This window comes from Puia sp. (assembly GCF_035546395.1).
Taxonomy (GTDB): Bacteria; Bacteroidota; Bacteroidia; order Chitinophagales; family Chitinophagaceae; genus Puia.
In genome coordinates this window covers 166,162-190,906 of sequence record NZ_DASZXR010000006.1, presented here as the reverse complement: position 1 = coordinate 190,906, position 24,745 = coordinate 166,162, and the positions used below count along the sequence as shown (strand labels likewise).

Sequence of the window (24,745 nt, the reverse complement as noted above, 5' to 3'; positions counted from 1 at the left end):
AGTACGGAACCCGGTTTTTTATCAAATTATGTTGTGGTCGACCCTTAAATCCTGGTGCCTTTTGTGCTTGCTCCTTCCGGTCTTTGCATTTCCTCAAAATATGCATCTTTCTTTTGAGCATCTGGGGACTACCAGGGGGCTTTCGCACAGCAACGTGCTATGCGCGTTGCAGGACAGCCGTGGGTTTATGTGGTTTGGGACGCGGGAGGGGCTGGACCGGTATGATGGGTATTCCTTTACCGTATACAAGAACAAGGCAGGCGACGACAAGAGCCTCGCCAATAACGTCGTGAACGCCATTGCCGAGGATGGCAGGGGATACCTCTGGATCGGCACCTGGGGCGGCGGGGTGGACCGGTATGACCGGAAGACCAACACTTTTACCCATTTCCGACATGATCCGGGCAATCCTGCGAGTCTTTCGAGCAACCTGGTGCTTTGTCTTATCCGGGACAGCTGCGGGACGATCTGGGTAGGTACCGAGGATGGAGGGTTGAATAGCATCGACTCGACGGGGCGTTGCGTCCATTATGTTCACCGCAGTGGGGATGCGGCGAGCCTGGCCAATAACTGTGTCAAGACCCTTTGCGAGGATCAGAACCACCGGCTTTGGGTGGGGACCGTCGGAGGCGGGCTTGATGCGTTTGACCGGGGTACGGGCGCTTTCGAGCATCATGTATATGACGCGAAGAACCCGGGAGCGATCGGCAATAACTCCGTCTCTTCCCTTTTCGAGGACAGCCGTCACCGGCTATGGGTGGGGACCTATACGGGGCTCGAGCGGTATGACCGGGAGGCGAATGTGTTTGTGCATTACCGGAAGGATGCCCGACGCGGCGATGCCGGCGCCGGGATCACGCATAATATGATCAATTCGCTGAATGAGGATGGGGACGGCGATCTCTGGGTAGGGACGGAGAATGACGGGCTGATCATCCTCGACACTGCGGGCGTGTTGCATCATTTCCTGCATGATGATGTGGACGCCTCGAGCATCGGGACCAATTCGCTTTACGGCATCTATCGCGATTCGAAGAACAATATGTGGATGGGGTCCTTCTCGGGGGGTGTGGATTTTGTCAATTCGGATACGCGGCGGTTTGCGTTGTACCGGCATAATTCCTCTCCTTACAGTCTTAGCGACAATCATATCCTGCGCATTTTCGAAGATTCGCGGAGCAATCTATGGATCGGGACGGACGGGGGCGGGGTGGATCTTTATGACCGGAAGACGGACCGGTTCACGCATTTTCGGCATGATCCGGTCAATCCGCAGAGTGTGTGCGGAGATCATATCCTGGATGTGATGGAAGATGACAGGGGGAACCTCTGGTTTGGCAGCTGGGCGGATGGGTTGACCATTTACAATCGCAAGACCGGCCGATATACAAACTTCAGGGCCGATCCGGACCGGGCCAACAGTCTTAGCAGCAACAATATCTGGGACATTTGCGAGGACCGGCAGCATCGGGTCTGGGTGGGCACCTATGAAGGCGGGCTTGACCTGTATGATCCCGCGCATGGAGGCTTTATCCGATACCGTCATAAGGATGATGATCCGCGGAGCCTGTCCAACGACATGGTGCATTCGGTGATGGAGGACAGTAAGGGGCGTCTGTGGATCGGTACGGATGGGGGCGGCCTCGATCTGCTCGATCCGTTGACGGGAACCTTTGGCCATTACCGGCATTCGACCGATGGAAACAGCATCTGCAGCGACTATATCAACAACGTCGTGGAAGGCAGGGACGGCGCATTGTGGATCAGCACGACGGAAGGGTTGTGCCGGTACGAGGTGAATGCGAATCGATGGACCACCTATACGACGAAGGACGGGTTGCCCGACGATGTGACCTTTGGCGTGATCGAGGAGTCGAGTGGCGTGCTCTGGATCAGCACGAACAAGGGCATCTGCCGCTGGGACCGGAACCATCACCGGATACAGAATTTCGGCGTGTCGGACGGTTTGCAGGCGAACGAGTTCAAGGAGCAGGCCTATTGCCAGAGCCGCGAGGGGCTGCTTTATTTCGGGGGTATCAACGGTTTTAATGTCATCGATCCGCGGCATGTCGAGACGGCGTCATTCGATCCACCGTTGGTCTTGACCAATTTCCAGGTGTTCAACCGGGAGGTGCCGATCGGCGGAAAGGGTGGGCCGTTGAGAACGGCCATTACGGAAGCGCAGCAGATCGTGCTGCCTTACAAGAGCAGTGTGTTCAGCTTCTTCTTCGCTTCGTTGAATTATACGAGCGCGGACAAGAAGCAATATGCCTATATGCTTGATGGGTTCGATAAGAACTGGAACTATGTCGGGGGCGAGCGGAGCGCGACGTATACGAATCTCGATCCGGCCACCTATACCTTCAAGGTAAAGGGGCTGAACAATAACGGGGAATGGTCGGACAAGGTGCTCAGCCTGCAGGTGCAGATCACGCCGGCCTGGTATATGACCTGGTCGTTCCGGCTGTTGCTGGTGTTGATCATCATCGGGACGATCTTTGTGTTCTACCGCTTGCGGATCAATACCATGAACTCCCTGACGCGGGAGCTGGAGCGGCAGGTGCAAGAGCGGACGGAGCGGCTGACGAGCCTTACCCTCGAAGAGACGAAGGCGAGAGAGGAGGCCGAGCAGGCCAATAAGGCGAAGAGCATTTTCCTGGCCACCATGAGCCATGAGATACGTACCCCGATGAACGGCGTTATCGGCATGGCTTCGCTGCTGGCGCAGACCTCGCTGACGCCGCAGCAGCGGGAGTATAATACGACCATCCTGAATTGCGGCGAGAGCCTGTTGAATGTTATCAATGATATCCTCGACTATTCGAAGATCGATAGCGGGAAGATGGAGATAGAGCAGCGAAGCTTCGAATTGCGGCAATGTATCGAGGGGGTGCTGGACCTTTTTTACGAGAAGGCCTCCAAGTCGGACTTGCGACTGCGATATCATATCGGTCCCGAGGTACCGCCGTTTGTGGTCGGGGATGCGTTGCGGCTGCGGCAGGTGCTGATGAACCTTGTGAGCAACGCCGTGAAATTTACGCATCAGGGAGAGATCTCGCTACGGGTGCATTTGCCGGCGGGGGATGAATCCGGAGATATGCGGCTGTGTTTCGAGGTGAAGGATACGGGGATCGGCATTCCCGAGGAGAAGATCGGGATGTTGTTCAAGTCTTTTTCGCAGGTGGATTCCTCTACGACCCGGAAATATGGTGGAACGGGACTGGGGCTGGCCATTACCGAAAAGCTTGTGTTGCTGATGGGGGGGCAGATATCGGTGAAGAGCCGGCCGGGACAGGGTACGGTGTTCAGTTTTACGATCCGGAGCCGGCGGGGTGATGCCGGGACTTTGCCTGAGAAGGAGGAAGTGGGTGGCCAGGAGCGGATGTCGACCGACTTTGCGGAGAACTACCCGTTGCGGATCCTGGTGGCGGAAGACAATATCATCAATCAGCAGCTGATCCGGCAGATATTGGGTAACCTGGGTTATGATGCCGACTGTGTGGAGAATGGGGTGCTGGCGGTGGAGGCGTTGCGGGGGAAGGAGTATGATATGATCCTGATGGATGTGCAGATGCCGGAGATGGATGGACTGGAGGCGACGCGGCGGATACGGTTGCGGAAGGGTGTGCAGCCGGTGATCGTTGCGTTGACGGCCAATGCGATGCGGGGGGACCGGGAGGATTGTATGGACGCGGGGATGGATGATTATATCAGCAAGCCGGTGCGGTTGGATGAGTTGATGCGGTTGTTGCGGAAGTGGGCGCAGCCGAGGGCGCGGAGGGTTGTGTAGTTTGTGGCAGGGCTTGTTGGCGACAGGCTTCGTTTGGGCGGGGCTTGTTTTTGCTTAAACTTTACGGTGGAGGGATGATTCGCGGATGATGAGTTCGCTGCGGATAATGATCGTGTCGGTGGTGCGGGCGGAGGTGAGGCCGGCGAGCTGGTCGAGGAGGCTGCGGGCGGCTTGTTCGCCCATTTCTTCGCCGGGATAGTTGATCGTTGACAGCTTTGGCTGCATGACCCTGGAGATGGCGTCATTGTTGAAACCGACGATGGCGATGTCTTCGGGTATTTTTATTCCTTCTTCTTTGAGGCTTTGCAGGAAAACGGCGGCGAAGAAGTCGTTGGTGGCGAAGACGCCGTCGGGGCGGTTGTTCATGGCGGTGACCTGTTTTGCGGTGCGGATGGCGGCGGACTCGCTGAGGTCGTTGACGAGGACGAGATCGGGGTCGAAGGGGAGGTTGTAGTCGGCCAGGGCTTGCTGATAGCCTTTGAGGCGGCCGGCGTATACGTTACGGGCCAGGTTGGCGGTGATATGGGCGATGCGGCGGCAGCCTTGTGCGGCGAGATGGGCGGTGGCTTCGTAGCCGGCGCGTGTGTTATCGATGATGACGCGGGTGCCATAGGGGAAATCTTCGACGCGATCGAAGAAAACGATCGGGATGCCTTTTTTTACGAAGGGGTCGAAATGATCCATGTCCTTTGTGTCGAAGGCGAGGGAGGCGATGAGGCCGTCGACGCGTTTATGAAACAGGTTGTGAGCGTTGGCGGCTTCCTTGCGGTAGGTTTCGGAGGAGTGGCCGATGATGAGATCGTAGCCTGCTTCCGTAGTGACTTTCTCGATGCCGGCGAGAACGGAGCTGATGAACTGGCTTTTGAGCTCATGTACAATGATGCCGATGGTGTTCGTCTTCTGCATCCGGAGGTTGGAGGCGAAGCTGTTGGAGCGATAGCCCATCTCGCGGGCGGTGTCCATGATGCGCTTACGCGTCTTTATGTTTATAGCGGGATGGTCTTTCAGACCGCGGCTGACCGTGGCTGGAGAAAGGCCGAGGACTCTGGCGATGTCGTAAATGGTGATATCCTTTTTTCCGGTCATAAGTAGCTGGCAGGGGGTGGCCCCCGGGGGACTAAAAATAAGTGCTTAAAATTAAGGATTTTAAAAAAAATTATGCAATCGGTTACATTTATTGGAAAACAGGGGTATATTTACCCGCCCAATCCCATTTTCAGGTGTGGTGGTGGGTTTAAATGATTGCGCCATGTTGTTATTAGGCATTGACCTTGGTACTTCTTCCATTAAAGTTTCTGTGACGGATGCGGATACGCACCGGGTGCTTGCTTCGGCGCAATATCCGGACGAGGAGGCTGTTATTGTCGTCCGGGAGCCGGGATGGGCCGAGCAGTCGCCTGAGGGCTGGTGGCAGTATGTGCAGGAGGCGATCCGGCGGGTGAATGGTTCGGGGGCATACGATCCGCAGGATATTGCGGCGATCGGCATCGCCTACCAGATGCATGGGCTTGTATTGGTGGACAAGGATCAGCGGGTGCTGCGGGACAGCATCATCTGGTGTGACAGCCGGGCTGTGCCTTATGGGGACCGGGCTTTTGCGGGCATCGGCGAGAAGCGGTGCCTGGAGCGGCTTTTGAATTCGCCGGGAAATTTCACGGCGGCGAAGCTGGCGTGGGTGAAAGAAAATGAACCGTCGCTATACGAACGCATCGATCGGGTGTTGCTGCCCGGGGATTTTATTGCGTTGCGGCTGACGGGGGAGGCGACGACCTCGATCCCGGCTTTATCGGAGGGTATCTTCTGGGATTTTGCTTCGAATGAATTGTCGGAGGATGTTTTTACCTTCTTTGGTTTCGACCGGGCATTGATCCCTGTGGTGCGGCCGTTGTTCTCGGCGCACGGCGGCGTGCGCGCGGAAGTGGCTGCGGCCTTAGGACTGAAGAAGGGGATTCCTGTCACTTATAAGGCCGGCGACCAACCCAATAACGCTTTGTCTTTAAATGTTCTCGAACCTGGTGAGGTGGCGGCTACGGCCGGTACTTCGGGGGTGATCTATGGGGTGAGCGACGCGCTGACGTATGATCCGGGGTCGAGGGTGAATAGCTTTGCGCATGTGAATTATTTGACTTCGTTGCGTCGGGTAGGCGTGCTGCTTTGCATTAACGGGACGGGTATCATGAACCGTTGGGTGCGGGATCTTATTCGTGGGGGTTCCGGCGATAGCCGCGGGGCGACCTATGAAGAGCTGAATGCGGCGGCTTCGCGGGTTTTGCCCGGATCGGCGGGATTGAGTGTGTTGCCTTTTGGGAATGGGGCGGAGCGTATCTTCTATAATAAAATATTGGGTGCGCAGGTGCGGGGTCTGGATCTGAATGTACATGGTGCGGCGCATCTTTACAGGGCGGGACAGGAAGGGATCGCTTTTGCTTTCCGGTATGGACTGGATATTATGCGGGAGAATGGGATGAATCCGGGGGTGATCCGGGCGGGGCGGGCGAATATGTTCAAGAGTCCTGTGTTTGTGGATGCTTTTGTCAATTCCACGAATGTGCCGGTGGAATTGTATGAGAGCGACGGAAGTGTGGGGGCGGCGATTGGTGCGGGGATCGGTGCGGGGGTATATCGGGACGGGCGGGAAGCGTTTGCGGGTTTGCGTCCGGTGGAATTGATCGAGCCGGCGAATGCCGGGGTGTATGACGGGTTTTACAACGAATGGAAGCGATATTTACCTTAAATAATAAATAATAATTGTATGGAATTTTTTAAAGGAATCGGGCCTGTGAAGTACGAGGGGCCGAAGACGGATAATCCGCTTGCTTATCGATATTATGATGCGGAGAAGGTGGTTGCGGGGAAGCCGATGAAGGATCATCTGCGTTTTGCGGTGGCGTATTGGCATTCCTTTGTCGGGAACGGGGCTGATCCATTTGGGGAACCGACGCATATTTATCCCTGGAACGAGAAGAGCGATGCGATCGGCAGGGCGAAGGACAAGATGGATGCGGCTTTCGAGTTCATTACGAAGTTGGGGATGCCTTTTTATTGTTTCCATGACGTCGATGTGGTCGACTATACGAATGATGTGGCCGATAATGAGAAGCGGCTCCAGGCGCTTGTCGACTATGCTAAAGAGAAACAGGCTGCCAGCGGGGTGAAGCTGCTGTGGGGTACGGCGAACCTGTTCTCGAACCGCCGGTATATGAATGGCGCGGCCACCAATCCCGATTTTCATGTGCTGGCCCATGCGGGTGCGCAGGTGAAAGCGGCGCTGGATGCGACGATCGCGCTGGGCGGTGAGAACTATGTCTTCTGGGGTGGCCGCGAGGGTTATATGAGCCTGCTCAATACCAATATGAAGCGGGAGCAGGAACATCTTGCGCGTTTCCTGCATGTGGCGAGGGACTATGCGCGGAAGCAGGGTTTCAAGGGCACTTTCTTTATCGAGCCGAAGCCCTGTGAGCCGACCAAGCACCAGTACGACTATGACTCGGCGACGGTGATAGGTTTCCTGCGGCAGTACGACCTGTTGAAGGATTTCAAATTGAATATCGAGGTGAACCATGCGACGCTGGCGGGGCATACTTTTACACACGAGCTGCAGGTGGCGGTGGATGCCGGGATGCTGGGTTCGATGGATGCCAACCGCGGGGATTACCAGAACGGCTGGGATACGGACCAGTTCCCGAATAATATCAATGAACTCGTTGAGGCGATGCTGATCATCCTGGAGGGTGGCGGCTTCCAGGGTGGGGGGATCAATTTCGACGCCAAGCGGCGGCGGAACTCTACGGATCCCCAGGACCTTTTCTATGCGCATATCGGGGGGATCGATTGTTTTGCAAGGGCTTTGCTGGTGGCGGACACTATTCTGCGGGAATCGGATTATTTCCGGGTCCGGGCGGAGCGGTATGCTTCGTTTGACGGCGGAGAAGGGGCGGCGTATGAGAAGGGGAAGGTGAGCTTGGAGGAATTGAGGAATTATGCTGTCGCCAAGGGAGAGCCGAAAACCATTAGCGGGCGGCAGGAATATCTGGAGAATCTTATAAATCGCTATATTTAGAGTTCATTGGCTCCCCGCGACAGCGGGGAGCTTTGTAATACAGTTTGCTATATGAAGATGCTACAAAGCCAGGACTACATCGTTTTCCTCTTTTATTTCGTGATCGTTGCTTGCTATGGGTTTTGGATCTATAACCGGAAGAAGACGGCGCAAACCAACTCGAAGGATTATTTCCTGGCAGAGGGGGCGCTGACCTGGTGGGCGATCGGGGCTTCGCTGATAGCGTCCAATATTTCGGCGGAGCAGATGATCGGGATGAGCGGATCGGGCTTTAAGCTGGGGCTGGCCATTTCGACGTACGAATGGATGGCTGCGGCGACGCTGCTGATCGTGGCGATCTTTTTTATCCCGGTGTATCTGAAGAATAAGATCTATACGATGCCGCAATTCCTTTCGCGGCGCTATAACGATACGGTGGCGATGATCATGGCGATCTTCTGGCTGGCGCTGTACATTGTGGTCAACCTGATGTCCATTCTTTACCTTGGCGCCCTGGCGGTGAGCAGCATTTCGGGCGTCAATATCGTGGTCTGTATTATTTTACTGGCGGTTTTTGCCGTGGTGATCACGCTTGGCGGGATGAAGGTGATCGGCTATACGGACGTAATCCAGGTGTTCTTCCTGATCCTTGGCGGGCTTGTCGCGACCTATATTGCGCTGCACCTGCTGGCGAAGCAATCCGGGGAGACGGGGCTTGTGGCGGGGTTCAAGATCATGACCTCACAGGCGAGCGATCACTTCCATATGATCTTCCACAAGGATTCGCCGAACTATGTGAGCCTTCCGGGGCTTTCGGTGCTGATCGGGGGGATGTGGATCGTCAACCTGAATTACTGGGGCTGTAACCAATACATCACGCAGCGGGCGCTTGGCGCGGACCTGCCAACGGCCCGCAGCGGTATCCTTTTTGCCGCGTTCCTGAAGCTACTGATGCCGGTGATCGTGGTATTGCCGGGGATCGGGGCGTATGTCCTTTATCAGCATGGGATGTTTCACACGGAGATGCTGAGCTCGTCGGGAGCGGTGGATGTGAACAAGGCCTATCCCAACCTGATGACCCTGCTGCCGGCCGGTTTCAAGGGGCTGGCTTTTGCCGCGTTGACGGCGGCCATTGTGGCTTCGCTGGCGGGCAAGGCCAACAGTATCGCGACTATTTTTACACTGGATATCTATAAGAAGGCGATCAGCAAGGATGCCGACGAGCGTCATCTTGTGAGGACGGGGAAGATCACCGTGATCGTTTCGATGCTGCTGGCGGTGTTGCTGTCGCTGGTGATCGGGGAGCAGCTGATGGGTGAGGGCAAGCAAGGGTTTACGTATATCCAGGAGTATACCGGCTTTTTCTCCCCGGGTATCCTGGCGATGTTTCTCCTCGGGTTCTTCTGGAAACGGACGACGTCCAATGCGGCGTTGTTTGCGACGATCGGTGGATTTGTGCTGTCGGTGATCCTGAAGTTCCTGCCGAGGTGGGTGAACCTGGACTGGCTGACGCCCTATGGATTTTACCAGGCCAACCCGGAAAACAAGGGGGCCTTCGAGATCCCCTTTATCGACCGGATGGGGTTTGTGTTCGTGTTCTGCTTCCTGGGGATGGCGCTGATCAACTTTTTTGAGAACCGGCGTGGGGTCGAGAAGAAGGGGCTGGAAGTGGACACGAGTATGTTCCGGGTGAGCCGGAGCTTTGCGATCGGGGCGCTGGTGATCGTGGGGTTGCTGATCACTTTATATACGGTGTACTGGTAGACGCCTCAACTATTCACTGCCTGGGGCAAAGTGATGGGGATGAAATTTATTTACAACAGTCCTTCTTACGGATGAAGATAGCTTTCAATATGCGGAGAAGGACCTTCATCTACGGGCGTGTTGGGTGATGTAGTCGATGACGGAGCCGACGGTGGTGAGCTTTTCGGCGTCTTCGTCGCCTATTTTTATTGAGAATTCTTTTTCCAGGGCCATGAAGGTTTCCAATACATCGAGGGAGTCGAGGCCGAGATCGGAGGAGAACGCGGCTGTGTCGACGAGGGCGCTTTCTTCCACGCCCAATTTTTCATGAATTATTGTCTTTATTTTTGCCGCGATCTTATCGTGCTTGCTGACAGTTGCATTCATAACATTCCATTTTACATTTAATGGCAAGCGTCTACAAAGGTAATATTATTTTATTTTTGCGGCGGCGTTTTTGGATATAACTTATGGGCTTTTAAGCCTTTGCAATTTATTAACAAAGTTGAGTACAACAAAGAAAACCATCATTTTAGCAGGTACTCCCGTCACGGGACTCCTGCTGAATTTCAACCAGGAAAAAAGGGGCGGGATCGCGCTGGAATTGTTGCTGGTGCTGGAGAAAAAGGAGGGGCGGAGCTATCAGCGGATCCCACTGGGGGGGAACCATTATAAATCTTATTTGCAGACTCTTCCGGGACCCGTTGGGGCGGTTTTGCGCCGCGCTTCGGACGAGGTGCTTGTGGAGCAGCTGGTGAGGGGTGGATTTGGCTGGCTGCGGGATGCGGATAAGCCGTTCGAGCAATTGGACGAGCGGCATTTGCCGATTTTGCGGCGGTGGATGGAGGATGTGCTGCAGGAGCTGAAGCCGTTGACGCCGGCGATAAAATATCTTTTCTATCTGCCGCCGACGGAGGCCTATCATTCAACGGCGGTGAGACCGGCAGCGATCAGCGCGGCGAGCCCGGGGCTGCACTTTGTGCTTGAGAGGCGGGAGGGGAAAGTGTATTTGCGGGTTCTTGTGAAGATAGATAACGGGTTATTCCCGGTGGATGATTTTCATTCCTGGGCCTGTTTCCTGCGAAGCGGGAATGAGTTCTTCCTGTTGAAGAAGGAGGACCTGCGGGTGCTGGACCGGTACCGGGCGGGCGACCTGGAGGTGCGTGAAGAGGGCCTGCCGAGGTTTATGGCGGAGGTGGTGCGGCCGTTGGCCGAGCGGTACCCGGTGAATATGGATGCGGTGATCCGGTTTGAACGAGTCGATGAGGCGCCGCAGGGGCGGGTGTATGTGAGCGAGCTGAACGAGAACTTTCTCATGATCCGGCCGAAATGGCTTTATGGGAGCGAGGAGCTGGATGACGATGAGGAGCTGGAGACGCGGGTGGAGCGGGAGGACCGGGTGGTGATTGTGGCCAGGAAGAAGGAGGAGGAGGGGCGGCTTACGGCTGCTTTGCGGGGCTTGCACTCGAAATTCGAGGGACAGAGTAACGGGTACTACTATCTGAACTTTAAGGAGGCGTTGGAGAAGAGCTGGTTCCTGCGATTTTACCAGCTGATGCAGGAGATGGATATCCCGGTGCTGGGGATGAACCAGCTGCGGAAGTTCAAATACAATACGAATGTGCCGTCGTTTGAGATGGTCGCGGGGAAGGGGATCGACTGGTTCGATCTGACGATTCGCGTGAGCTATGGCGATCTTGTGGTGCCGCTGGCGGAGTTGCGCAAGGCGATCCTGGGTAAGCAGGAGTTTATTTTACTTTCCGATGGAAGCCTGGGGCTGCTGCCGAGGGAGTGGCTTGAAAAATATTCGCTGTTGCTGCGGATGGGGCAGGTGCATTCGGGCGGGATCAGGTTGCCGGCGTTGCATTGGACCGTCCTGGCTGAGGCGGGCGGTACGGCGGACGAGGCCTTGCGGGTAGAGCTGGAGGAGAAGAAGCGGCGCTGGGCCTCGCTGGATAAGGGGAAAGAATGGCCGGTGCCGGCGGCGGTGCGGGCTTCGCTGCGGGATTACCAGGTGGCGGGTTTTCAATGGATGTGCCTGTTGGATGAGATGGGTTGGGGTGGCTGCCTGGCGGATGATATGGGGCTTGGAAAGACCTTGCAGACGCTGAGCTTTTTGCAGCATGTGGTAGAGCGGTATCCTACGGAGACGCATTTGGTGGTGTGCCCGACCTCGTTGTTGTACAACTGGGAGGGGGAGCTGCGAAAATTCGTGCCGGGGTTGGATTACTATCTGCATTATGGGGCGGACCGGGAATTGGATGAAGACAGGTTCCGGCAGGCGCATGTGATCATTACCAGTTATGGGATGGTGCGGAACGATATCGATCATTTTTCTGCCTACCGGTTCGGGTATGTGATACTGGATGAGAGCCAGGCTATCAAGAATCCTGCTTCGCAGGTGCGCAAGGCTATTCAGCAGCTTCATGCGCGGAACCGGATTGCGTTGAGCGGGACGCCGGTGCAGAATAATACGTTCGACCTGTATGCGCAGATGGATTTTCTGAACCCGGGGATGCTGGGTGGGGCGGATTTTTTCCGGGCGGAGTTTGCGGGGCCGATCGACCGGAATGGGGACAAGGAGGCGGCGTTGCGGCTGAGGAAGCTTATTTATCCATTTATCCTGCGCCGTACGAAGGAGCAGGTGGCGAGGGATCTGCCGGATAAGACGGAGATGATCCTCTGGTGCCAGATGGGGGACGAGCAGAGGAAGATCTATGACAGTCATAAAGATCACTATAGGGAAAGTCTTTTGGAAAGGATCGCTTCCGAGGGGGTGGGGAAGAGCAGTATTTATATTTTGGAGGGGTTGACGAAGCTGCGGCAAATTTGTGATAGCCCGGCTTTATTGTCGGAGCCATTTCCCAATGTGAGTGTGAAGTTGGAGGAGCTGGTTCGGGAGGTTACTGAAAATACGGGGAACCATAAGTGTTTGGTGTTTTCTCAATTTACGTCCATGCTGGGGTTGATCCGGGAGTCACTGGATGCGGTGGGCATTGACTACCTGTACCTGGATGGGAGTGTGGCGGCGGAGGAGCGGCGGCGGTCGGTTGAAGCGTTCCAGGAGGAAGGGTCTGCGCGGGTGTTCCTTATCAGCTTGAAGGCGGGTGGGGTTGGATTGACGTTGACGGCGGCGGATTATGTGTACCTGGTGGATCCGTGGTGGAATCCCGCGGCAGAACAGCAGGCGATTGACCGGAGTCACCGGATCGGGCAGGTGAAGAAGGTGTTTGCGTACCGGATGATCTGTAAGGATACGGTGGAGGAGAAGATATTGCAGCTGCAGGAGAAGAAGCGGAGCCTGGCGGCGGACCTGGTGGCGGATGAGGCGGGGTTTGTGAAGCAATTGACGGGGGAGGATGTGGCGTATTTATTCAGTTAAAATACTACCTACGGGGTATTGGAGGTGGGGGGAAAAGGGCTACTTTTAGAGTAATCTCCTTAATTCCCAATCTATGACCTTTATTTCCGGGTCCCTGCTGCGACGGGGTTTTTGTCCTTTCCCCTTCATTCGACCGGGGATTTGTGTATTTCTATTCCTTTTATCGGGGTTTATGGCTCGGTCGCAGGGGCCGGATGCTATTCTTTCGGCTATTCAGCGAAATGATGTTGCGGCTGTGCGGAGCTTGCTGGACAAGGGGGTGAGTCCCGCGGCCGAGGATTCGGATGGAGACAATGCGTTGTTCTATGCGGCTTTGTATTCGTCGCCGGAGTGCATGGAGTTGTTGCTCAGCCGGGGCGCTGATGTCAATGGGCGAAATAGAGGCGGTCAGACGCCGCTGATGTGGTGTGCGCATGACACGGCCAAGATGCGGTTGTTAATCCGGTACAAGGCGGATGTGAATGTGGTGGGGCGAAGTGGAAATACTCCGCTGTTGGTTGCCGCCGTAGGAGTGGATACCTACGATGCGATGAAGCTGTTGCTGGACAACGGCGCGGACGTACATGCGGTGAATAAGAAGAAAGAGACGGTGCTGATGCGGGCAGCCTGTTTTGGGAACGCGCGGAGCGTCGGTTTGTTGCTGGGAAGGGGTTTGAAGATCGATGCGCAGGAGGCGCAGGGGATGACCGCGTTGTATCTCGCGCTGATCAATGAGAACAAGGACGCTTTCCGATTGCTTTTGGACAGCGGGGCGGATGTGAATGTGATCTCCCGGTCAGGCTGGAGCGGGTTGACGGCCGCGATGATCGACGATCCGGAGCTTTTTCAGGCCGTGCTGGACAGGACGCGGGATGTGAACCATGCCGACAACGACGGGATGACGCCGCTGATGTGGGTGGTGTATAACGAGCATGACCGGCCGGAATTTGTGCGGGCCTTGCTGGATAGGGGGGCGAGGGTAAATATGAAGGCCAAGGATGGGAGTACGGCCCTGATGTGGGCGAGGAAGAAGGGGAATACGGCAACCGTTGCGGTGTTGGTAAAGGCAGGGGCGAAATAGTGGTGGGCGATTGGGATCGACAGAACTAAATGCTACTATATATGAAAAAATGGATGGTGGGTGGAGCGATCGTGCTTTGCGGTGTGGCGTGGCATGGTATGATGCTGCCTGTCGGGCAGGAGGAGATCCGGGCGGCCGTCGGGAAGAGCCTTCCCCTGCTGGCGAAGAGCAGCCATATTTTCCTGGAGAATGCCGGAGGGTGTCATTCCTGTCATGGACAGGGAATGGGGTTGATCGTTTTCGGGATGGCGAAGGAGAAGGGATTTGCCGTCAATTTGGCCGCTTTGCAGGAGGCGATAGACAGTGTAAAGAATGATCTGAACGGTTTTCGGTTCACCTGGGCCGAGGCTACGGACCCGCAGGCGTTGGTGATCGGGGGCGGTTATGATATCTGGGGGTTATCTGTCAATCACTATCCCATTAATAAGCAGCTTTTGCTGTGCGTGCGCGATATGATGGAGCGACAGGGAGCTACGGGCAACTGGATCCCGCCCGGGTTGCGGCCGCCGTTGGAATATTATCCTGTTTCGGCTACGGCCATGGCGGTACGGGCGATGCGAATCTATGCCGCGGCGCAATGGCCTGATGAGGTTGCCCGGAGGACGCAGCGGGCTGCGGACTGGCTGGCGCATAGTGTTGCGCGGACGAATGAGGAGCGGGTTTTTCAGTTGTTGGGTTTGAGCTGGGCAGGTTGGCGGCCGGAGCAGATGGCGTCCATGGCAAAGGGCTTGCTGGCACGGCAGCGGGCGGATGGCGGTTGGGCGCAGCTGGATTCGCTGGAGAGCGATTCTTATGCGACGGGTCAGAGTTTGTTCGCTCTGGATCAGTCGGGGCAGTTGGCGGTGGAAGCGCCGGCGTATCAGCGAGGTGTGGCTTTTTTATTGAGAACGCAGTTGGAGGATGGGTCGTGGGAGGTGAAATCGCGGACGATCCCATCGGTGCCATTTGTTTCGAGTGGGTTCCCGCATGGGGACAACCAGTTTATTTCGGCTGCGGGGACCAACTGGGCGGTGATGGCGTTGGTGTTGGCGGCGAAGCCGGGAGTTGCGGGGCGGTAGGGAGTTATTGGGCCAGCTCGATGCCGGCGTCGGTGATAAGGATCTTCTTTTCTTTATAGAGGCGACCGGTGGTCATTTTGAATGTCTTTTTGCTCATGCCAAAGAAGGAGTAGATGGCTTCGGGCGCGGATTTGTCGTGGTAGGGGAGGTGGCCTTTATTCTCTTTGAGGAGGCGGATGATCTTCTCGGCGGCATCGTCCGTCTTTTCATAGCCGGGGCGGCCGGCGACGACGTCGATCTCGGTGGTGCCGGAGGCGGAGCGGTCGGGGCCGACGATGTTCTTGATGAACCCGGGGAAGCGGTCGCCGGGTTTTATGTCGCGGAAGATCTCGTCGGAGTGGAGGACGCCGGTATGGCGGTTATTGATGATGACGAGGTAGCCGATATCGGTGCGGCGAAGGACGGTGAGATTGACGAGGTCTTTTTCCTTCAGGGTAACGTTTAGGTTGTTGAGGAAGGCTTCGATCTTTTCGGTGGCGGCGAGGCGGCCCGTCTGTTCGTCGAGGTATATTTTAACCAGATAGTCGCCGCCGAGGCGCATGCCGGTGAGCTGTTTCGATTTGGGCACGAACAGATCTTTCATCAGGCCCCAGTCCAGGAAAGCGCCTTGTGGGGTGAGGCTGACGACGCGGAGCATGACGATGTCGCCGAGTACGCCTTTGGGCTTTTGGGTGGTGGCGATGGGGCGGTCTTCGCCGTCATGATAGATGAAGACGTTCAGTTCGTCACCGGGTTTGGCGCCGCGGGGTACGAATCGTTTTGGCAGCAGGATTCCTTCCTTGCCATCATCGAGAATGAGGCCAAAGGCCAGTTCCTTTTTTACTTTTAGCTTGTTGTATTCGCCGATGCGGATCATGGCCGCAAAGGTAAGATTTTGTAGCTTCATGGCTTATGAAGTATCTGAAGTGCTGTTTTGCGGCTTTCTGTTCTGGGGGTTTCTGTTCTGGGGGGTTCTGTTCTGGGGCTTTCTGTTTTGCGGCGTGCTGTTTTGCGGCGGCGTTGGCGTTGTCGGGCTGTCATGGGAAGTCTGAGCGGGTGCTTGGGGAAGGGGCCAATTATCATGTCGGGGCGGGGTATCCCCGCAGTTTCCGGCTTTCCGACGGCAGCACGGTGCTTGTTCTGCCGAACACGACGGTGGCTACGGCGAAGGGTTTTGGAAGGGATAACCGGGACCTGGATGTGGACGGCGAGGTGATGATCGAGGTCTCGGGGGCGGCGGGACCGCCGTTCGTGGTTCATACGCGTGACCTGGTGATCGAAGTGTTGCAAGGCGGGGCGCGTTTTCATGTCGACGCCAACCGGGCGCGTCCGGGGGAGGAGACGGATTTGTTGGAGGGGCGACTGCGGGTCCGGAAGTCGTATCATTCCGACACCGACAATGAGGTGGAAGAGCTGGGTGGTGGGGAGATGGTGATGATCAACCGGGATATCGACCTCATGGAAAAAGAGAAGCTCAGTCCTGCTGAGCTGGACAAGGTGAAAGAAAAGGTTGGTAACTGACGACTGGGATGTTTTTACGGCCCGGCCCCGAAGGGGCCGGGCCGTTGTTTTAGAGGGGCACTCCCACTTTGAAGGTGGCGGTGTAGCCGTCGGTCGTATTGCCGCTGATGGTGAGGAGTTCGCTTGTGTAGGAGTCTTTCATGATGCCGTCGGCGGTATTGGTAATGCTATTCTGTCCGTGGGCCGAGTAGAGGGAGGTCTTGTAGACGGTTGTGTTCAGGCTGTCGGGGAAGGCCAGCTGGGTGGTGAGCTTGAGCACCGAGTTGACGAATACTTCGACGTGGATATGGGTGACGCGGCCGGTGTACCAGCCGGGATAGATGGTGGTGAATTTTACCTGGCCGTTCGTGTCGCTGAGCTGGATGCCGCGGAGGAAGGTCTTGCCGGTGTTGTCCTGGGTGCCGAGGTAGCCGGGTTCGCTGTATTCGGAATAATAGCCGTCCTTGTCGCAGTGCCAGATATCGACGCGGGCTCCGGAGATGACGGCGCAGTTGTTATTGGAGTTGACGATGGTGAGGGTGAGACTGAGAGGGATGCCGGTTTTCCCTTCGGTGATGTCGGTGCGGAAGATGGCCGAGTTGCTGCTGAGGTCATAGGGATATGGGCCGGCCGTTTCGGTGGGGGAGGCGGCGCAGGTGCCGCTGCCGGCGCCGGTGTAGGTGCTGTCGCTTCCGCTGGTGGTGGAGCTGCTGCTGCCCGAGCTGCCGCTGCTTTTGCTGCAGGCTTCGATGAGGACGGGGATGGAGGTGGCGCCGATGAGGAGGCCTTTTAAGAATTTTGCACGGGTGTTTTGTTCCATGGTATCGTTTTTTTAGGTTACGGGGGCTTGCTGCGGCGAGTTGCCGTCTTAACACCCTGGATGAGGCGAATGGCAGGAATGTTGAGGTGAAAGGGGCCGTGCGGCTAGGCTGAGCGGTGGCTTTGTTGGCTGTGGCTAACGGCCGAATTGTTTGAGGAAGGCGGCTTCGTAGTTGGTTCCGATGGGGAGGTCGCGGCCGTTGACGGAGACGAGCTTGTTGCGGACGTTGTCGATGCGGCGGAGGGCGACGATGTAGGAGCGGTGGATGCGCATGAAGGTGTTGGGAGGAAGCATGGCGCCGATGCTTTTCATGGTCATGCGGACGGTGAGCGGGGGTTTGTTCTCGCGGTGGATCTTGAGATAGTCGTCAGCGGCCTCGACGAAGAGGATGTCGGCGGTGTCGATGCGGACGAGGCTGTAGTCGGCGCGGATGAGGAGGGCTTCGGCGAATTGTCCCTGTTGCCGGACGTTGCGGAGGGCGAGGTATTCGGCGGCTTTGGCGACGGCCTGCTGGAAGCGTTCGAGGGTGAAAGGCTTTAAGAGATAATCGACGGCATTGAGGTTGAATCCTTCGACGGCATATTCGCTGTGGGCGGTGGTGAAGATGGCGAGGGTGTGGGGGCCGATGGTCTTGTAGAGCTCGAGGCCGGACTGGGAAGGCATCTGGATGTCGAGGAAGACGAGGTCGACGGGGTTCTGGCGCAGAAAGCCGAGGGCTTCTGCGGGTCTGCGGAAGGTGTGTTGCAGCTGAATGGTGTTTGTCCGGGCGCAAAAATTCCCGATCACTTTCAGGGCCGGTGCTTCGTCATCTATGGCGATGGCTTTGATCATGTCAGGCGTAAAGTTAGCAAAACATCGAAATCATCTGCTCCATCGGTGATGGAGAGGGTATGTCTTCCGGGGTAGAGGATGCCGAGGCGTTGCCGGGTGTTGTCGATGCCGAGTCCTGCCGGGGCGGAGGGCAGTGTTTTGGCGACTACTTTCTTATTGGCGACGTGCAGGCGGATCTCCGATGCCCCGATGTCAATACGGATGAGAATGGCGGAGGGTTGTTCGGGGTTGACGCCGTGTTTAAATGCGTTCTCTACGAAGGGGATGAGGAGAAGGGGGGCGATGGTTTTGCCGTCGGGCCGGCCGGTGACGGAGAAGTCGAGGTCGAGGGCGTCTTCGAAGCGGGTTTGCTGGAGGAGGGTGTAGCCGGTGAGATAGGCGAGTTCCTGTTCGAGGGGGACGCGATCACGGCCGGCTTCGAGGAGGACGTAGCGCATCATCGAGGAGAGTTTGACGACGGCGCCGGCCGTGCGTTCGGAGCGTTCGAGGGCGAGGGCGTAGATGCTGTTGAGGATATTGAAGAGGAAGTGGGGGTTGATCTGGGCTTTCAGGTAAGCCAGTTCGGCGTGGAGCTTTTCTTCTTCGGCCCGTCTGAGGCGGTCGCGGATTTTCAGCAACAGGGCGAGGAAGAGGACGACGAGGAAGAGGAAGAGATGCTGACTGAGGTCGCGAAAACGATAGGGTTGGAGGCTGCCTGGGGGATTTGGGGGTGGGTTGGTGAAGGTGGTGGGGTTGGGCGGATTGGAGGGACCGGGGGAGGTGTTCTGGGGTGGAGGGATGAAGCGAAGGTATCGGGGGGTGGGATGAGGGATGAGGACGAGGGGTATGAGGATGAGGAGGGAGAAGCAGAGGGTGTTGAGGAAGATGAAGGGGGCGTATTTGCGGGGAAAGTAATATTTGGGGATGAGGAAGAAATAGTTGGCGTAAAAAATAGCGAGGACGAGGATATAGATAATGAGATCGCGCTGGGTCGGGGGATTGGTCAGGTAGGCACGGAGGGTGAGGGATTCAGGGGAGAGGAGGATGGGCAGGGACAGGAAGAGTACGCATCCTGCGAGGTGGAGCAATAGGGGGTGTATCCGGCCTGTCATGCCGTAAAGCTAGGGGATTTTGCGGGGACCGTGACGAGGGGGCCGGCTGTGCGTGGGGATAGTGGATGATGCGTTGGTTGGGGCCGGGATCGCGACTTGCTGCTTGCCGCTGACCGCTTCTGACGGCTATTCGTGTTCGGCGAAGGTGAGGACGTAATTGTTGTTGTCAAGGATGGAGAATTCGGTGGCGCCGTAGAAGGTCCTTTCGAGGCCCTTGAGAACGGTGACTTTGTCCTTTATCGACTCAAAGAAGCTGCGGATATCCGTCAGATTTATATACAGCAGCAGGGACCCGCCGTCGGTGCGATGGATGGCGGGGAGTGTATCGCCGAGGCTTTCGATGGTTTGAAACATTATCGTGACCTTTCCATTGGTCATCATTGCCCAGACGAGAGGACCGTTTGGACGCCTTTCGCCTTGTTCGGGGACGGACATTGCGAGCTGGAAGCCGAGGCGGCTGTAAAAGTCGAGGGTGGCGTTGATGTCTTTGACGAAGAGGTTGGGAGTGAGGGATTCCATGGTGGTTATTTTTTGCCCTAATGTACTAATAATTTTAGTTTTACCGACAAGTTGTTTAGTATTTTATTTTGGGGGTGTCAAATGGCTTAACTTGAATGGCTATGTTACACGTCGTGTCTTACCAGATAGCGGATAGTATTGATGTAAAAGGCTTTCGATCAAGCTATAAGGAGGGTATCTATCACTATGACGCGGACGAACTGTTCTATAAGACGGGGGAGCTTTCCTTTGTTTATGTTTTCAAATATGGGGTGGTCTGTTTTCTGAACTACAGCGAGTCGGAGCGGGATGCGTTCCTGGGGCGGATCGCGCCGTTTTGCAAAAATGTATTCGAGTTGAAGCTGAGCGAGGAGTTCGAGGTGGAGACGAATGCGAAGGAATACAAATTCGGTTATAATAAGATCGAGATCGTCTCGCCGGATATCGAGGTGTTGAGATTGATCATGCTGAATGTCAGTCAATCGGTGTCCCTGGATTATTATTCTCAACTTTCGAATCTGCTGTTGGAAGAAACCAATAGTCATACGCAGAGCCTGGAGCGGCGTGGGCGGCTGGCGATCTCGGGCCAGTCCCTGAAGATGTATATCGGCAAGACGCTGAACCTGAAGAACCGGATCTCGGAGAACCTTTACATTTTCGATTCGCCGCCGGAGGCCTGGGAGGATGAGAACCTGAACCGGATCGACCTGGGGCTGAAGCGGACCTTCGATCTGCAGGAGCGGTACCGGGATATCCGTGAGGGGTTGGAAATCGTGAAGGAGAACCTGGAGCTGTTCAAGGATCTGCTGCAATACCGGAACAGTACTTTTCTCGAATGGATCATTATCGCGCTGGTGTTTTTGGAGGTGTTGAATCTTCTGATCGATAAGATCTTTAAGGTATAGCCCTACATTTTGACGAAAGGCGTCCCGAAGGGCGCCTCAGAAAAAAAAGAAGCCCAGATGGAAATCCAGGCCGTTGCTAAAATCCAATATCCTATTAAAAGCCTAAACAGTAGAGCAAAATGTAGTCCAGATTCATTCTAAAGCGGGGGAGTCATTTTTGCGCGCAAAAAAGTGAGGAATTCCTTCGACAATTGTTGAGCTATTTCCTCATCGTGGCGACAATTTGGTCAATTTTTTATTCTCTTTTATGAATGCAAGTGTGATCAACGGCATTGAGAAAAAGACTGGGGTAGCCGACATCGTTGGGTTGTTGGCGGAGCGTTTATCGGGTAGTGAGCTTGGTTCGCTGCTATTGGCGGTGTACGAACGTAGAACGGAGCGGATGAAGCCGGCGGAATTGTTAAGGCAGTATTGCGGTAACCGGCTTGTACGACCGGCCGTTACCGATATGATCGAATTGGACGCAGCGGTTGTTGGGGAACCGGAAGGAGCGGTTGCTGATCAGTGGGTTTGGGTTGGAGATGTTGGTGAAGATGAAGAGTGGATTACTATAACTTTGTTGTCATGATAACTGATACGGATGTTTTGTTTTTGCGGCAGGCGATCAAGCTGGCGGTGGAGGGGGTTGAGAACGGGAAGGGAGGGCCTTTTGGGTGTGTGATCGTGCGAGACGGCGTGGTGGTTGGGAGGGGTTGTAACGGCGTGACGTCAACCAACGATCCGACGGCGCATGCGGAGATCGTTGCGATCCGGGATGCCTGCCGGCGGCTGGGGGATTTTCAACTGACGGATTGCGTGGTATATACTTCCTGTGAACCTTGCCCGATGTGTCTTGGGGCGTTGTATTGGGCACGGCCGAAGCGGGTGGTGTATGCGGCGACGCGGCATGAGGCAGCGGCGGCGGGGTTTGACGATGCCTTTATTTATGAGGAGATCGGTTTGGGGGATGGGGAGCGGAGAATTCCGTTTGAGCATCAGCCAGTGGCTGGGGCCGGGGAGTTGTTTGGATTATGGCGGGAGAAGGGGAACCGGCGGCTTTATTGATATTCGACTTTATTATTGACTTTCGGGTCCCTTGGCAGCCGGCTGCCCTGACGTTCGATTTCCCTGACAATAAAAGACCCCGCCGGGGCGGGGTCCAGGGGTGCTTATTCGTAGGTTAACTGTTATTCTTTGCTTTTCTTTTCGTAGGTTTCCCAGGAGTCGCTGCCGTTGGAGCGGAGGGTGACACGCTGGTCGGCGTTTTCGAGGGTGATGTAGTAGTTGCTGGCGCCGTCGCCGGTGAGTTCAAACAGATCGCTAATCCAGTAATCGGCGTAATTCTTCTTCACTTCCAGGAGCAGTTGGATGGGCAGTTGGTTGGAGGTGATGTTCCGGGTGACGGCGAGTAACTGGCCGTTGTCGGAGTAGAAGGCGAACATGACGACACCGTTGAGTTTGAAGGTCAGCTTGGTGAAGGTGGCCTTGACTTCGGTAGCTGTCAGTTCGGCTTTTTTGAAGTCTTTGTGGAAGGCGACTTTTACAGCTTCGTTGCTGTCGTCGGTGGGGGTAGCGAAGGTGCTGCTGGCTGTGAGGAGCATGGCTACCAGGGCGAATGTTTTGATTGAGAGTGACATATACTTAGGTTTTATAATTTGAAAAAATTGGTTGCTTTTGTTTTTTGCTTTGCCGTTCTGAATTGCTTTTCTGTTTTCTTCGTCGCCTTTCTGAGCTGCTTTTCTGTTTTCGTTGTCGCCTTTCCGACCGGCTTGCATAACAAAGATAATATCATTGGAAGGTACTTTACAATACATAGTACCGTGAAAGGCCAAATACTGGGTTAAGCGGTTGGAATTGCTGGATGAAGGGTTGCGGCGGCGACGGGTGGGGGTGGTTTCAGCGATATCCTGGGCTACGGGGCGGGCGGCTTGGCCGGGGTTGACCGGGATTGGCTGGCTGGTGAGGCGGGCCTGGGTTTGAACTATTGTTTTTTGCGTTTCCATGATCTGTTTTTTTGCCTTTTGGAGCCTTATTGGTGGCTGCCGCGGGCGTTTATGGCAATGCCAGAGCGGTGCCATAAAATGGTTCACTTGATAATCATATCGTTATGGTTTTTGGGTTGGCCTGGAGTGTCCGGTTTTGATCGGACGGGTGTCCGGTTTGGGATGGATGGAGTTAGGGGAGTGTTAAGGTGGGGGCGAACGGGAGGAGGATCTCGCGGAGGATGCGGTTGGTGGTGTCGGCGCGCTCGAGGAGGAACATGTGGCCGGCCTTCTTAATGATATGGGTGGGCTTTGTCAGCCCGATGGGGAAGACCTCGTCGCGGGTGCCGTGAAGATGGAAGAGGGGCTGGGGGATCTCCGCGTTGTTCCATTCGAGTACGGCGTTGAGGGCCCAGCGGATGAACCGGTCGTCGCCGGAGCGGATAACGTCCATCATGAGCCGGCGATTGGCGGCGGGGCGCATCATCAGGCCGTGTTTAACGGAGGTTGCGGCCTTTAGCAGGGAAGCGGGCACCCATTTGCCCAGGCCCAGCTGGCCGGCTACGCGATAATAACGGGGGAGATGGGCGGACACGGGGACACTGCTTATAATGATGGTGCATTGGGGCTGCAGGCGTTTGGCCATTTCGACGGACATGATGCCGCCGAGGGAGAGGCCGATGAGGGCGAAGGGTTGGCTGGTGTCGATCTTTTTGCTAAGGCGTACGGCGTAGTCGGGGAGGGATTCGTTGGGGAGTGGGTCTATCCAATCAATATGGACGGCTTCGAATCCTTCGGGCAGACGGAGATGGGTGAAGAGCCGGTAGTCGGCGCCGATGCCTGAGGTGAAATAGACTTTCACAGTTGCGGAATTTAATGACTGTAATTTACGATTTACCGGGAGAAGGGCGGCTGCGCGGGGAATTTTTTGCGGGTTCAGAGGCGAGGTCTTTGTAAGGGTGTTGGTTGTTGCATTTGTTGATAATATATGCAACAAAGGCAGTTGCCAAGGCAATTGTTGGGGTAGGATAAATTACTGCTTTTATGGTATTTTTGGATATGAGCCCCCGATCTGCCGATCTCATTCCCGAGACTTTGTATGAACTTTACCGATCGCTGGGTCTTCCGCTGGACCTGCTCGACGCTGCGGATGCTTTTACGATCCATAACGTGCGGGACCTGCTCAGGGGTGAACTGCCCTACACATCGCCGAGCTACCGGCCGAACTTTTTCAATTTCCTGTTTGTGAAGGATGCGCGGGGGAGGTATACGATTGATGAGATGGCATTCGATCTTGAACCGGGTACTATCTATTTTACGAACCCGGGGGTATACCGGACCTTTGGATGGCAGGAGATCGGCGAGGCCTGGCTTATTACTTTCAATGAATCTTTTCTGAAAGAAAATGTGCATCCGGATATTTACTCGGAGTTTCCTTTCCTGCTGACCGAAACGATCCGGCCGTTGCGGTTGTCTCCGGAGGCTTTTCTCGAGTTCGAACAACTGTATATGTTGATCCATTCCGAACAGCGGGGGGAGTCGCATTTCAAAAATAAGATAGTCGGGAGCCTGTTTGTGGTGATGTTGTTGAAGATCAAGGCCCGGTTCTGGGCTGACTATAATCCCATCTCCGAGGGGAATCGTGGTAGCGAGATCGTGAAGTCGTTCAAGCGGGACCTGGAGAAGAATTTCCGGGACCTGGTGCATGGGAAGGCGGATAAGGTTTTGCGGGCGAGCGAGTATGCGGCGTTGCAGAGCCTGCATCCCAGCTATCTGAACAATGTGATCAAGAGTAAGACGGGTAAACCGATCACGACCTGGATCGCGGAGAAGACGGTTTCGGAGGCGAAATCATTGTTGGGGCAGCCGGCGGTGGCGATCAAGGAGGTGGCGTATACGCTGGGTTTTGGGGAGTCGACGCATTTTAGTGCGTTCTTTAAAAAGCAGACGGGGTGTTCGCCGGCGGATTACCGGCGGCAGGTGGTGAGGGGGTAGGGCGTGGTGATGGTCGCGCCTGGCGAGAGGGCTTCTTCGCTGGTACCGGGGAAATTCAGGTAGACGTTAAATGCGGTCATACGGGAGATCTTT

21 protein-coding genes are annotated in these 24,745 nt (G+C 55.7%); 12 read left to right on the top strand and 9 right to left on the bottom strand.

Annotation, left to right across the window (positions count from 1 at the left end; translation table 11 throughout):
* Positions 1-100 precede the first annotated feature (100 nt).
* On the top strand, positions 101-3,790 hold the full coding sequence (locus VHE34_RS07195; RefSeq protein WP_325586167.1) for a two-component regulator propeller domain-containing protein: 3,690 nt from the start codon (positions 101-103) through the stop codon (positions 3,788-3,790).
* Positions 3,791-3,844: 54 nt separating this feature from the next.
* Here the strand turns inward: VHE34_RS07195 and VHE34_RS07190 are convergent, their stop codons facing one another.
* A complete protein-coding gene (locus VHE34_RS07190; RefSeq protein WP_325586165.1) occupies positions 3,845-4,876 on the bottom strand; it encodes a LacI family DNA-binding transcriptional regulator in 1,032 nt (343 codons plus the stop codon).
* 163 nt (positions 4,877-5,039) lie between these two features.
* On the opposite strand from VHE34_RS07190, the gene VHE34_RS07185 reads away from it, so the two are divergent.
* From VHE34_RS07185 to VHE34_RS07175, 3 genes are read left to right on the top strand one after another with little or no spacing between them, the layout of a single operon-like run.
* Positions 5,040-6,524 (top strand): xylulokinase, encoded by a 1,485-nt coding sequence (locus VHE34_RS07185; protein ID WP_325586163.1) that lies wholly within the window; start codon positions 5,040-5,042, stop codon positions 6,522-6,524.
* A gap of 18 nt (positions 6,525-6,542) precedes the next feature.
* Positions 6,543-7,850, top strand: coding sequence for a xylose isomerase (gene xylA, locus VHE34_RS07180; protein WP_325586161.1), 1,308 nt, complete (start codon positions 6,543-6,545; stop codon positions 7,848-7,850).
* Between the two features lie 51 nt (positions 7,851-7,901).
* Entirely contained in the window at positions 7,902-9,593 is a 1,692-nt protein-coding gene (locus VHE34_RS07175; RefSeq protein WP_325586159.1) for a sodium/sugar symporter, read from the top strand.
* Positions 9,594-9,698: 105 nt separating this feature from the next.
* On the opposite strand, the gene acpP is transcribed toward VHE34_RS07175, so the two are convergent.
* Positions 9,699-9,959: an acyl carrier protein gene (acpP, locus tag VHE34_RS07170; RefSeq protein WP_325586157.1), complete on the bottom strand. Its 261-nt coding sequence runs from the start codon at positions 9,957-9,959 to the stop codon at positions 9,699-9,701.
* 118 nt (positions 9,960-10,077) lie between these two features.
* Here acpP and VHE34_RS07165 point away from each other — a divergent pair, with 118 nt between their 5' ends.
* The 3 genes from VHE34_RS07165 (at position 10,078) to VHE34_RS07155 (ending at position 15,072) form a co-directional block, all read left to right on the top strand.
* On the top strand, positions 10,078-12,954 hold the full coding sequence (locus tag VHE34_RS07165; RefSeq protein ID WP_325586155.1) for an SNF2-related protein: 2,877 nt from the start codon (positions 10,078-10,080) through the stop codon (positions 12,952-12,954).
* A 73-nt stretch (positions 12,955-13,027) separates the two neighbouring features.
* Complete coding sequence (locus tag VHE34_RS07160) at positions 13,028-14,014, top strand: ankyrin repeat domain-containing protein (RefSeq protein ID WP_325586153.1); 987 nt, start codon at positions 13,028-13,030, stop codon at positions 14,012-14,014.
* A 41-nt stretch (positions 14,015-14,055) separates the two neighbouring features.
* Positions 14,056-15,072, top strand: coding sequence for a prenyltransferase/squalene oxidase repeat-containing protein (locus VHE34_RS07155; protein WP_325586151.1), 1,017 nt, complete (start codon positions 14,056-14,058; stop codon positions 15,070-15,072).
* Between the two features lie 4 nt (positions 15,073-15,076).
* Here the strand turns inward: VHE34_RS07155 and VHE34_RS07150 are convergent, their stop codons facing one another.
* Positions 15,077-15,958, bottom strand: a complete 882-nt coding sequence (locus VHE34_RS07150; RefSeq protein WP_325586149.1) for a CvfB family protein — start codon at positions 15,956-15,958, stop codon at positions 15,077-15,079.
* Between the two features lie 5 nt (positions 15,959-15,963).
* Between VHE34_RS07150 and VHE34_RS07145 the strand changes: the two genes are divergently transcribed.
* Entirely contained in the window at positions 15,964-16,572 is a 609-nt protein-coding gene (locus tag VHE34_RS07145) for a FecR family protein (RefSeq protein WP_325586145.1), read from the top strand.
* A 49-nt stretch (positions 16,573-16,621) separates the two neighbouring features.
* On the opposite strand, the gene VHE34_RS07140 is transcribed toward VHE34_RS07145, so the two are convergent.
* From VHE34_RS07140 to VHE34_RS07125, 4 genes are all read right to left on the bottom strand, one after another.
* Positions 16,622-17,371, bottom strand: coding sequence for an intradiol ring-cleavage dioxygenase (locus tag VHE34_RS07140; protein ID WP_325586143.1), 750 nt, complete (start codon positions 17,369-17,371; stop codon positions 16,622-16,624).
* A gap of 135 nt (positions 17,372-17,506) precedes the next feature.
* The gene (locus VHE34_RS07135) at positions 17,507-18,202 is read right to left on the bottom strand and encodes a LytTR family DNA-binding domain-containing protein (RefSeq protein WP_325586141.1); all 696 of its coding nucleotides are present in this window, start codon (positions 18,200-18,202) and stop codon (positions 17,507-17,509) included.
* Complete coding sequence (locus VHE34_RS07130; RefSeq protein WP_325586139.1) at positions 18,199-19,293, bottom strand: sensor histidine kinase; 1,095 nt, start codon at positions 19,291-19,293, stop codon at positions 18,199-18,201. Before VHE34_RS07130 ends, VHE34_RS07135 begins: the two co-directional genes overlap by 4 nt.
* A gap of 126 nt (positions 19,294-19,419) precedes the next feature.
* The gene (locus tag VHE34_RS07125; RefSeq protein WP_325586137.1) at positions 19,420-19,812 is read right to left on the bottom strand and encodes a VOC family protein; all 393 of its coding nucleotides are present in this window, start codon (positions 19,810-19,812) and stop codon (positions 19,420-19,422) included.
* A gap of 101 nt (positions 19,813-19,913) precedes the next feature.
* On the opposite strand from VHE34_RS07125, the gene VHE34_RS07120 reads away from it, so the two are divergent.
* The 3 genes from VHE34_RS07120 (at position 19,914) to VHE34_RS07110 (ending at position 21,740) form a co-directional block, all read left to right on the top strand.
* On the top strand, positions 19,914-20,696 hold the full coding sequence (locus VHE34_RS07120) for an RMD1 family protein (protein ID WP_325586135.1): 783 nt from the start codon (positions 19,914-19,916) through the stop codon (positions 20,694-20,696).
* A gap of 247 nt (positions 20,697-20,943) precedes the next feature.
* Positions 20,944-21,264: a hypothetical protein gene (locus VHE34_RS07115; RefSeq protein ID WP_325586133.1), complete on the top strand. Its 321-nt coding sequence runs from the start codon at positions 20,944-20,946 to the stop codon at positions 21,262-21,264.
* Positions 21,261-21,740, top strand: coding sequence for a nucleoside deaminase (locus VHE34_RS07110; RefSeq protein ID WP_325586131.1), 480 nt, complete (start codon positions 21,261-21,263; stop codon positions 21,738-21,740). The genes VHE34_RS07115 and VHE34_RS07110 overlap by 4 nt, the downstream gene beginning before the upstream one ends.
* Before the next feature lie 122 nt (positions 21,741-21,862).
* Here the strand turns inward: VHE34_RS07110 and VHE34_RS07105 are convergent, their stop codons facing one another.
* Together VHE34_RS07105 and VHE34_RS07100 are read right to left on the bottom strand one after the other, a co-directional pair.
* The gene (locus VHE34_RS07105) at positions 21,863-22,312 is read right to left on the bottom strand and encodes a hypothetical protein (protein WP_325586129.1); all 450 of its coding nucleotides are present in this window, start codon (positions 22,310-22,312) and stop codon (positions 21,863-21,865) included.
* Positions 22,313-22,850: 538 nt separating this feature from the next.
* Positions 22,851-23,519 (bottom strand): alpha/beta hydrolase, encoded by a 669-nt coding sequence (locus tag VHE34_RS07100; RefSeq protein ID WP_325586127.1) that lies wholly within the window; start codon positions 23,517-23,519, stop codon positions 22,851-22,853.
* A 197-nt stretch (positions 23,520-23,716) separates the two neighbouring features.
* Here VHE34_RS07100 and VHE34_RS07095 point away from each other — a divergent pair, with 197 nt between their 5' ends.
* Positions 23,717-24,652: a helix-turn-helix transcriptional regulator gene (locus VHE34_RS07095; protein ID WP_325586125.1), complete on the top strand. Its 936-nt coding sequence runs from the start codon at positions 23,717-23,719 to the stop codon at positions 24,650-24,652.
* The last annotated feature ends 93 nt before the right edge of the window (positions 24,653-24,745 follow it).

Coding starts and splice junctions, on each gene's coding strand:
- VHE34_RS07195 (WP_325586167.1), top strand. CDS start 101: ATGCATCTTTCTTTTGAGCATCTGGGGACTACCAGGGGGCTTTCGCAC.
- VHE34_RS07190 (WP_325586165.1), bottom strand. CDS start 4,876: ATGACCGGAAAAAAGGATATCACCATTTACGACATCGCCAGAGTCCTC.
- VHE34_RS07185 (WP_325586163.1), top strand. CDS start 5,040: ATGTTGTTATTAGGCATTGACCTTGGTACTTCTTCCATTAAAGTTTCT.
- xylA (WP_325586161.1), top strand. CDS start 6,543: ATGGAATTTTTTAAAGGAATCGGGCCTGTGAAGTACGAGGGGCCGAAG.
- VHE34_RS07175 (WP_325586159.1), top strand. CDS start 7,902: ATGAAGATGCTACAAAGCCAGGACTACATCGTTTTCCTCTTTTATTTC.
- acpP (WP_325586157.1), bottom strand. CDS start 9,959: ATGAATGCAACTGTCAGCAAGCACGATAAGATCGCGGCAAAAATAAAG.
- VHE34_RS07160 (WP_325586153.1), top strand. CDS start 13,028: ATGACCTTTATTTCCGGGTCCCTGCTGCGACGGGGTTTTTGTCCTTTC.
- VHE34_RS07155 (WP_325586151.1), top strand. CDS start 14,056: ATGAAAAAATGGATGGTGGGTGGAGCGATCGTGCTTTGCGGTGTGGCG.
- VHE34_RS07150 (WP_325586149.1), bottom strand. CDS start 15,958: ATGAAGCTACAAAATCTTACCTTTGCGGCCATGATCCGCATCGGCGAA.
- VHE34_RS07145 (WP_325586145.1), top strand. CDS start 15,964: ATGAAGTATCTGAAGTGCTGTTTTGCGGCTTTCTGTTCTGGGGGTTTC.
- VHE34_RS07140 (WP_325586143.1), bottom strand. CDS start 17,371: ATGGAACAAAACACCCGTGCAAAATTCTTAAAAGGCCTCCTCATCGGC.
- VHE34_RS07135 (WP_325586141.1), bottom strand. CDS start 18,202: ATGATCAAAGCCATCGCCATAGATGACGAAGCACCGGCCCTGAAAGTG.
- VHE34_RS07130 (WP_325586139.1), bottom strand. CDS start 19,293: ATGACAGGCCGGATACACCCCCTATTGCTCCACCTCGCAGGATGCGTA.
- VHE34_RS07125 (WP_325586137.1), bottom strand. CDS start 19,812: ATGGAATCCCTCACTCCCAACCTCTTCGTCAAAGACATCAACGCCACC.
- VHE34_RS07120 (WP_325586135.1), top strand. CDS start 19,914: ATGTTACACGTCGTGTCTTACCAGATAGCGGATAGTATTGATGTAAAA.
- VHE34_RS07115 (WP_325586133.1), top strand. CDS start 20,944: ATGAATGCAAGTGTGATCAACGGCATTGAGAAAAAGACTGGGGTAGCC.
- VHE34_RS07110 (WP_325586131.1), top strand. CDS start 21,261: ATGATAACTGATACGGATGTTTTGTTTTTGCGGCAGGCGATCAAGCTG.
- VHE34_RS07105 (WP_325586129.1), bottom strand. CDS start 22,312: ATGTCACTCTCAATCAAAACATTCGCCCTGGTAGCCATGCTCCTCACA.
- VHE34_RS07095 (WP_325586125.1), top strand. CDS start 23,717: ATGAGCCCCCGATCTGCCGATCTCATTCCCGAGACTTTGTATGAACTT.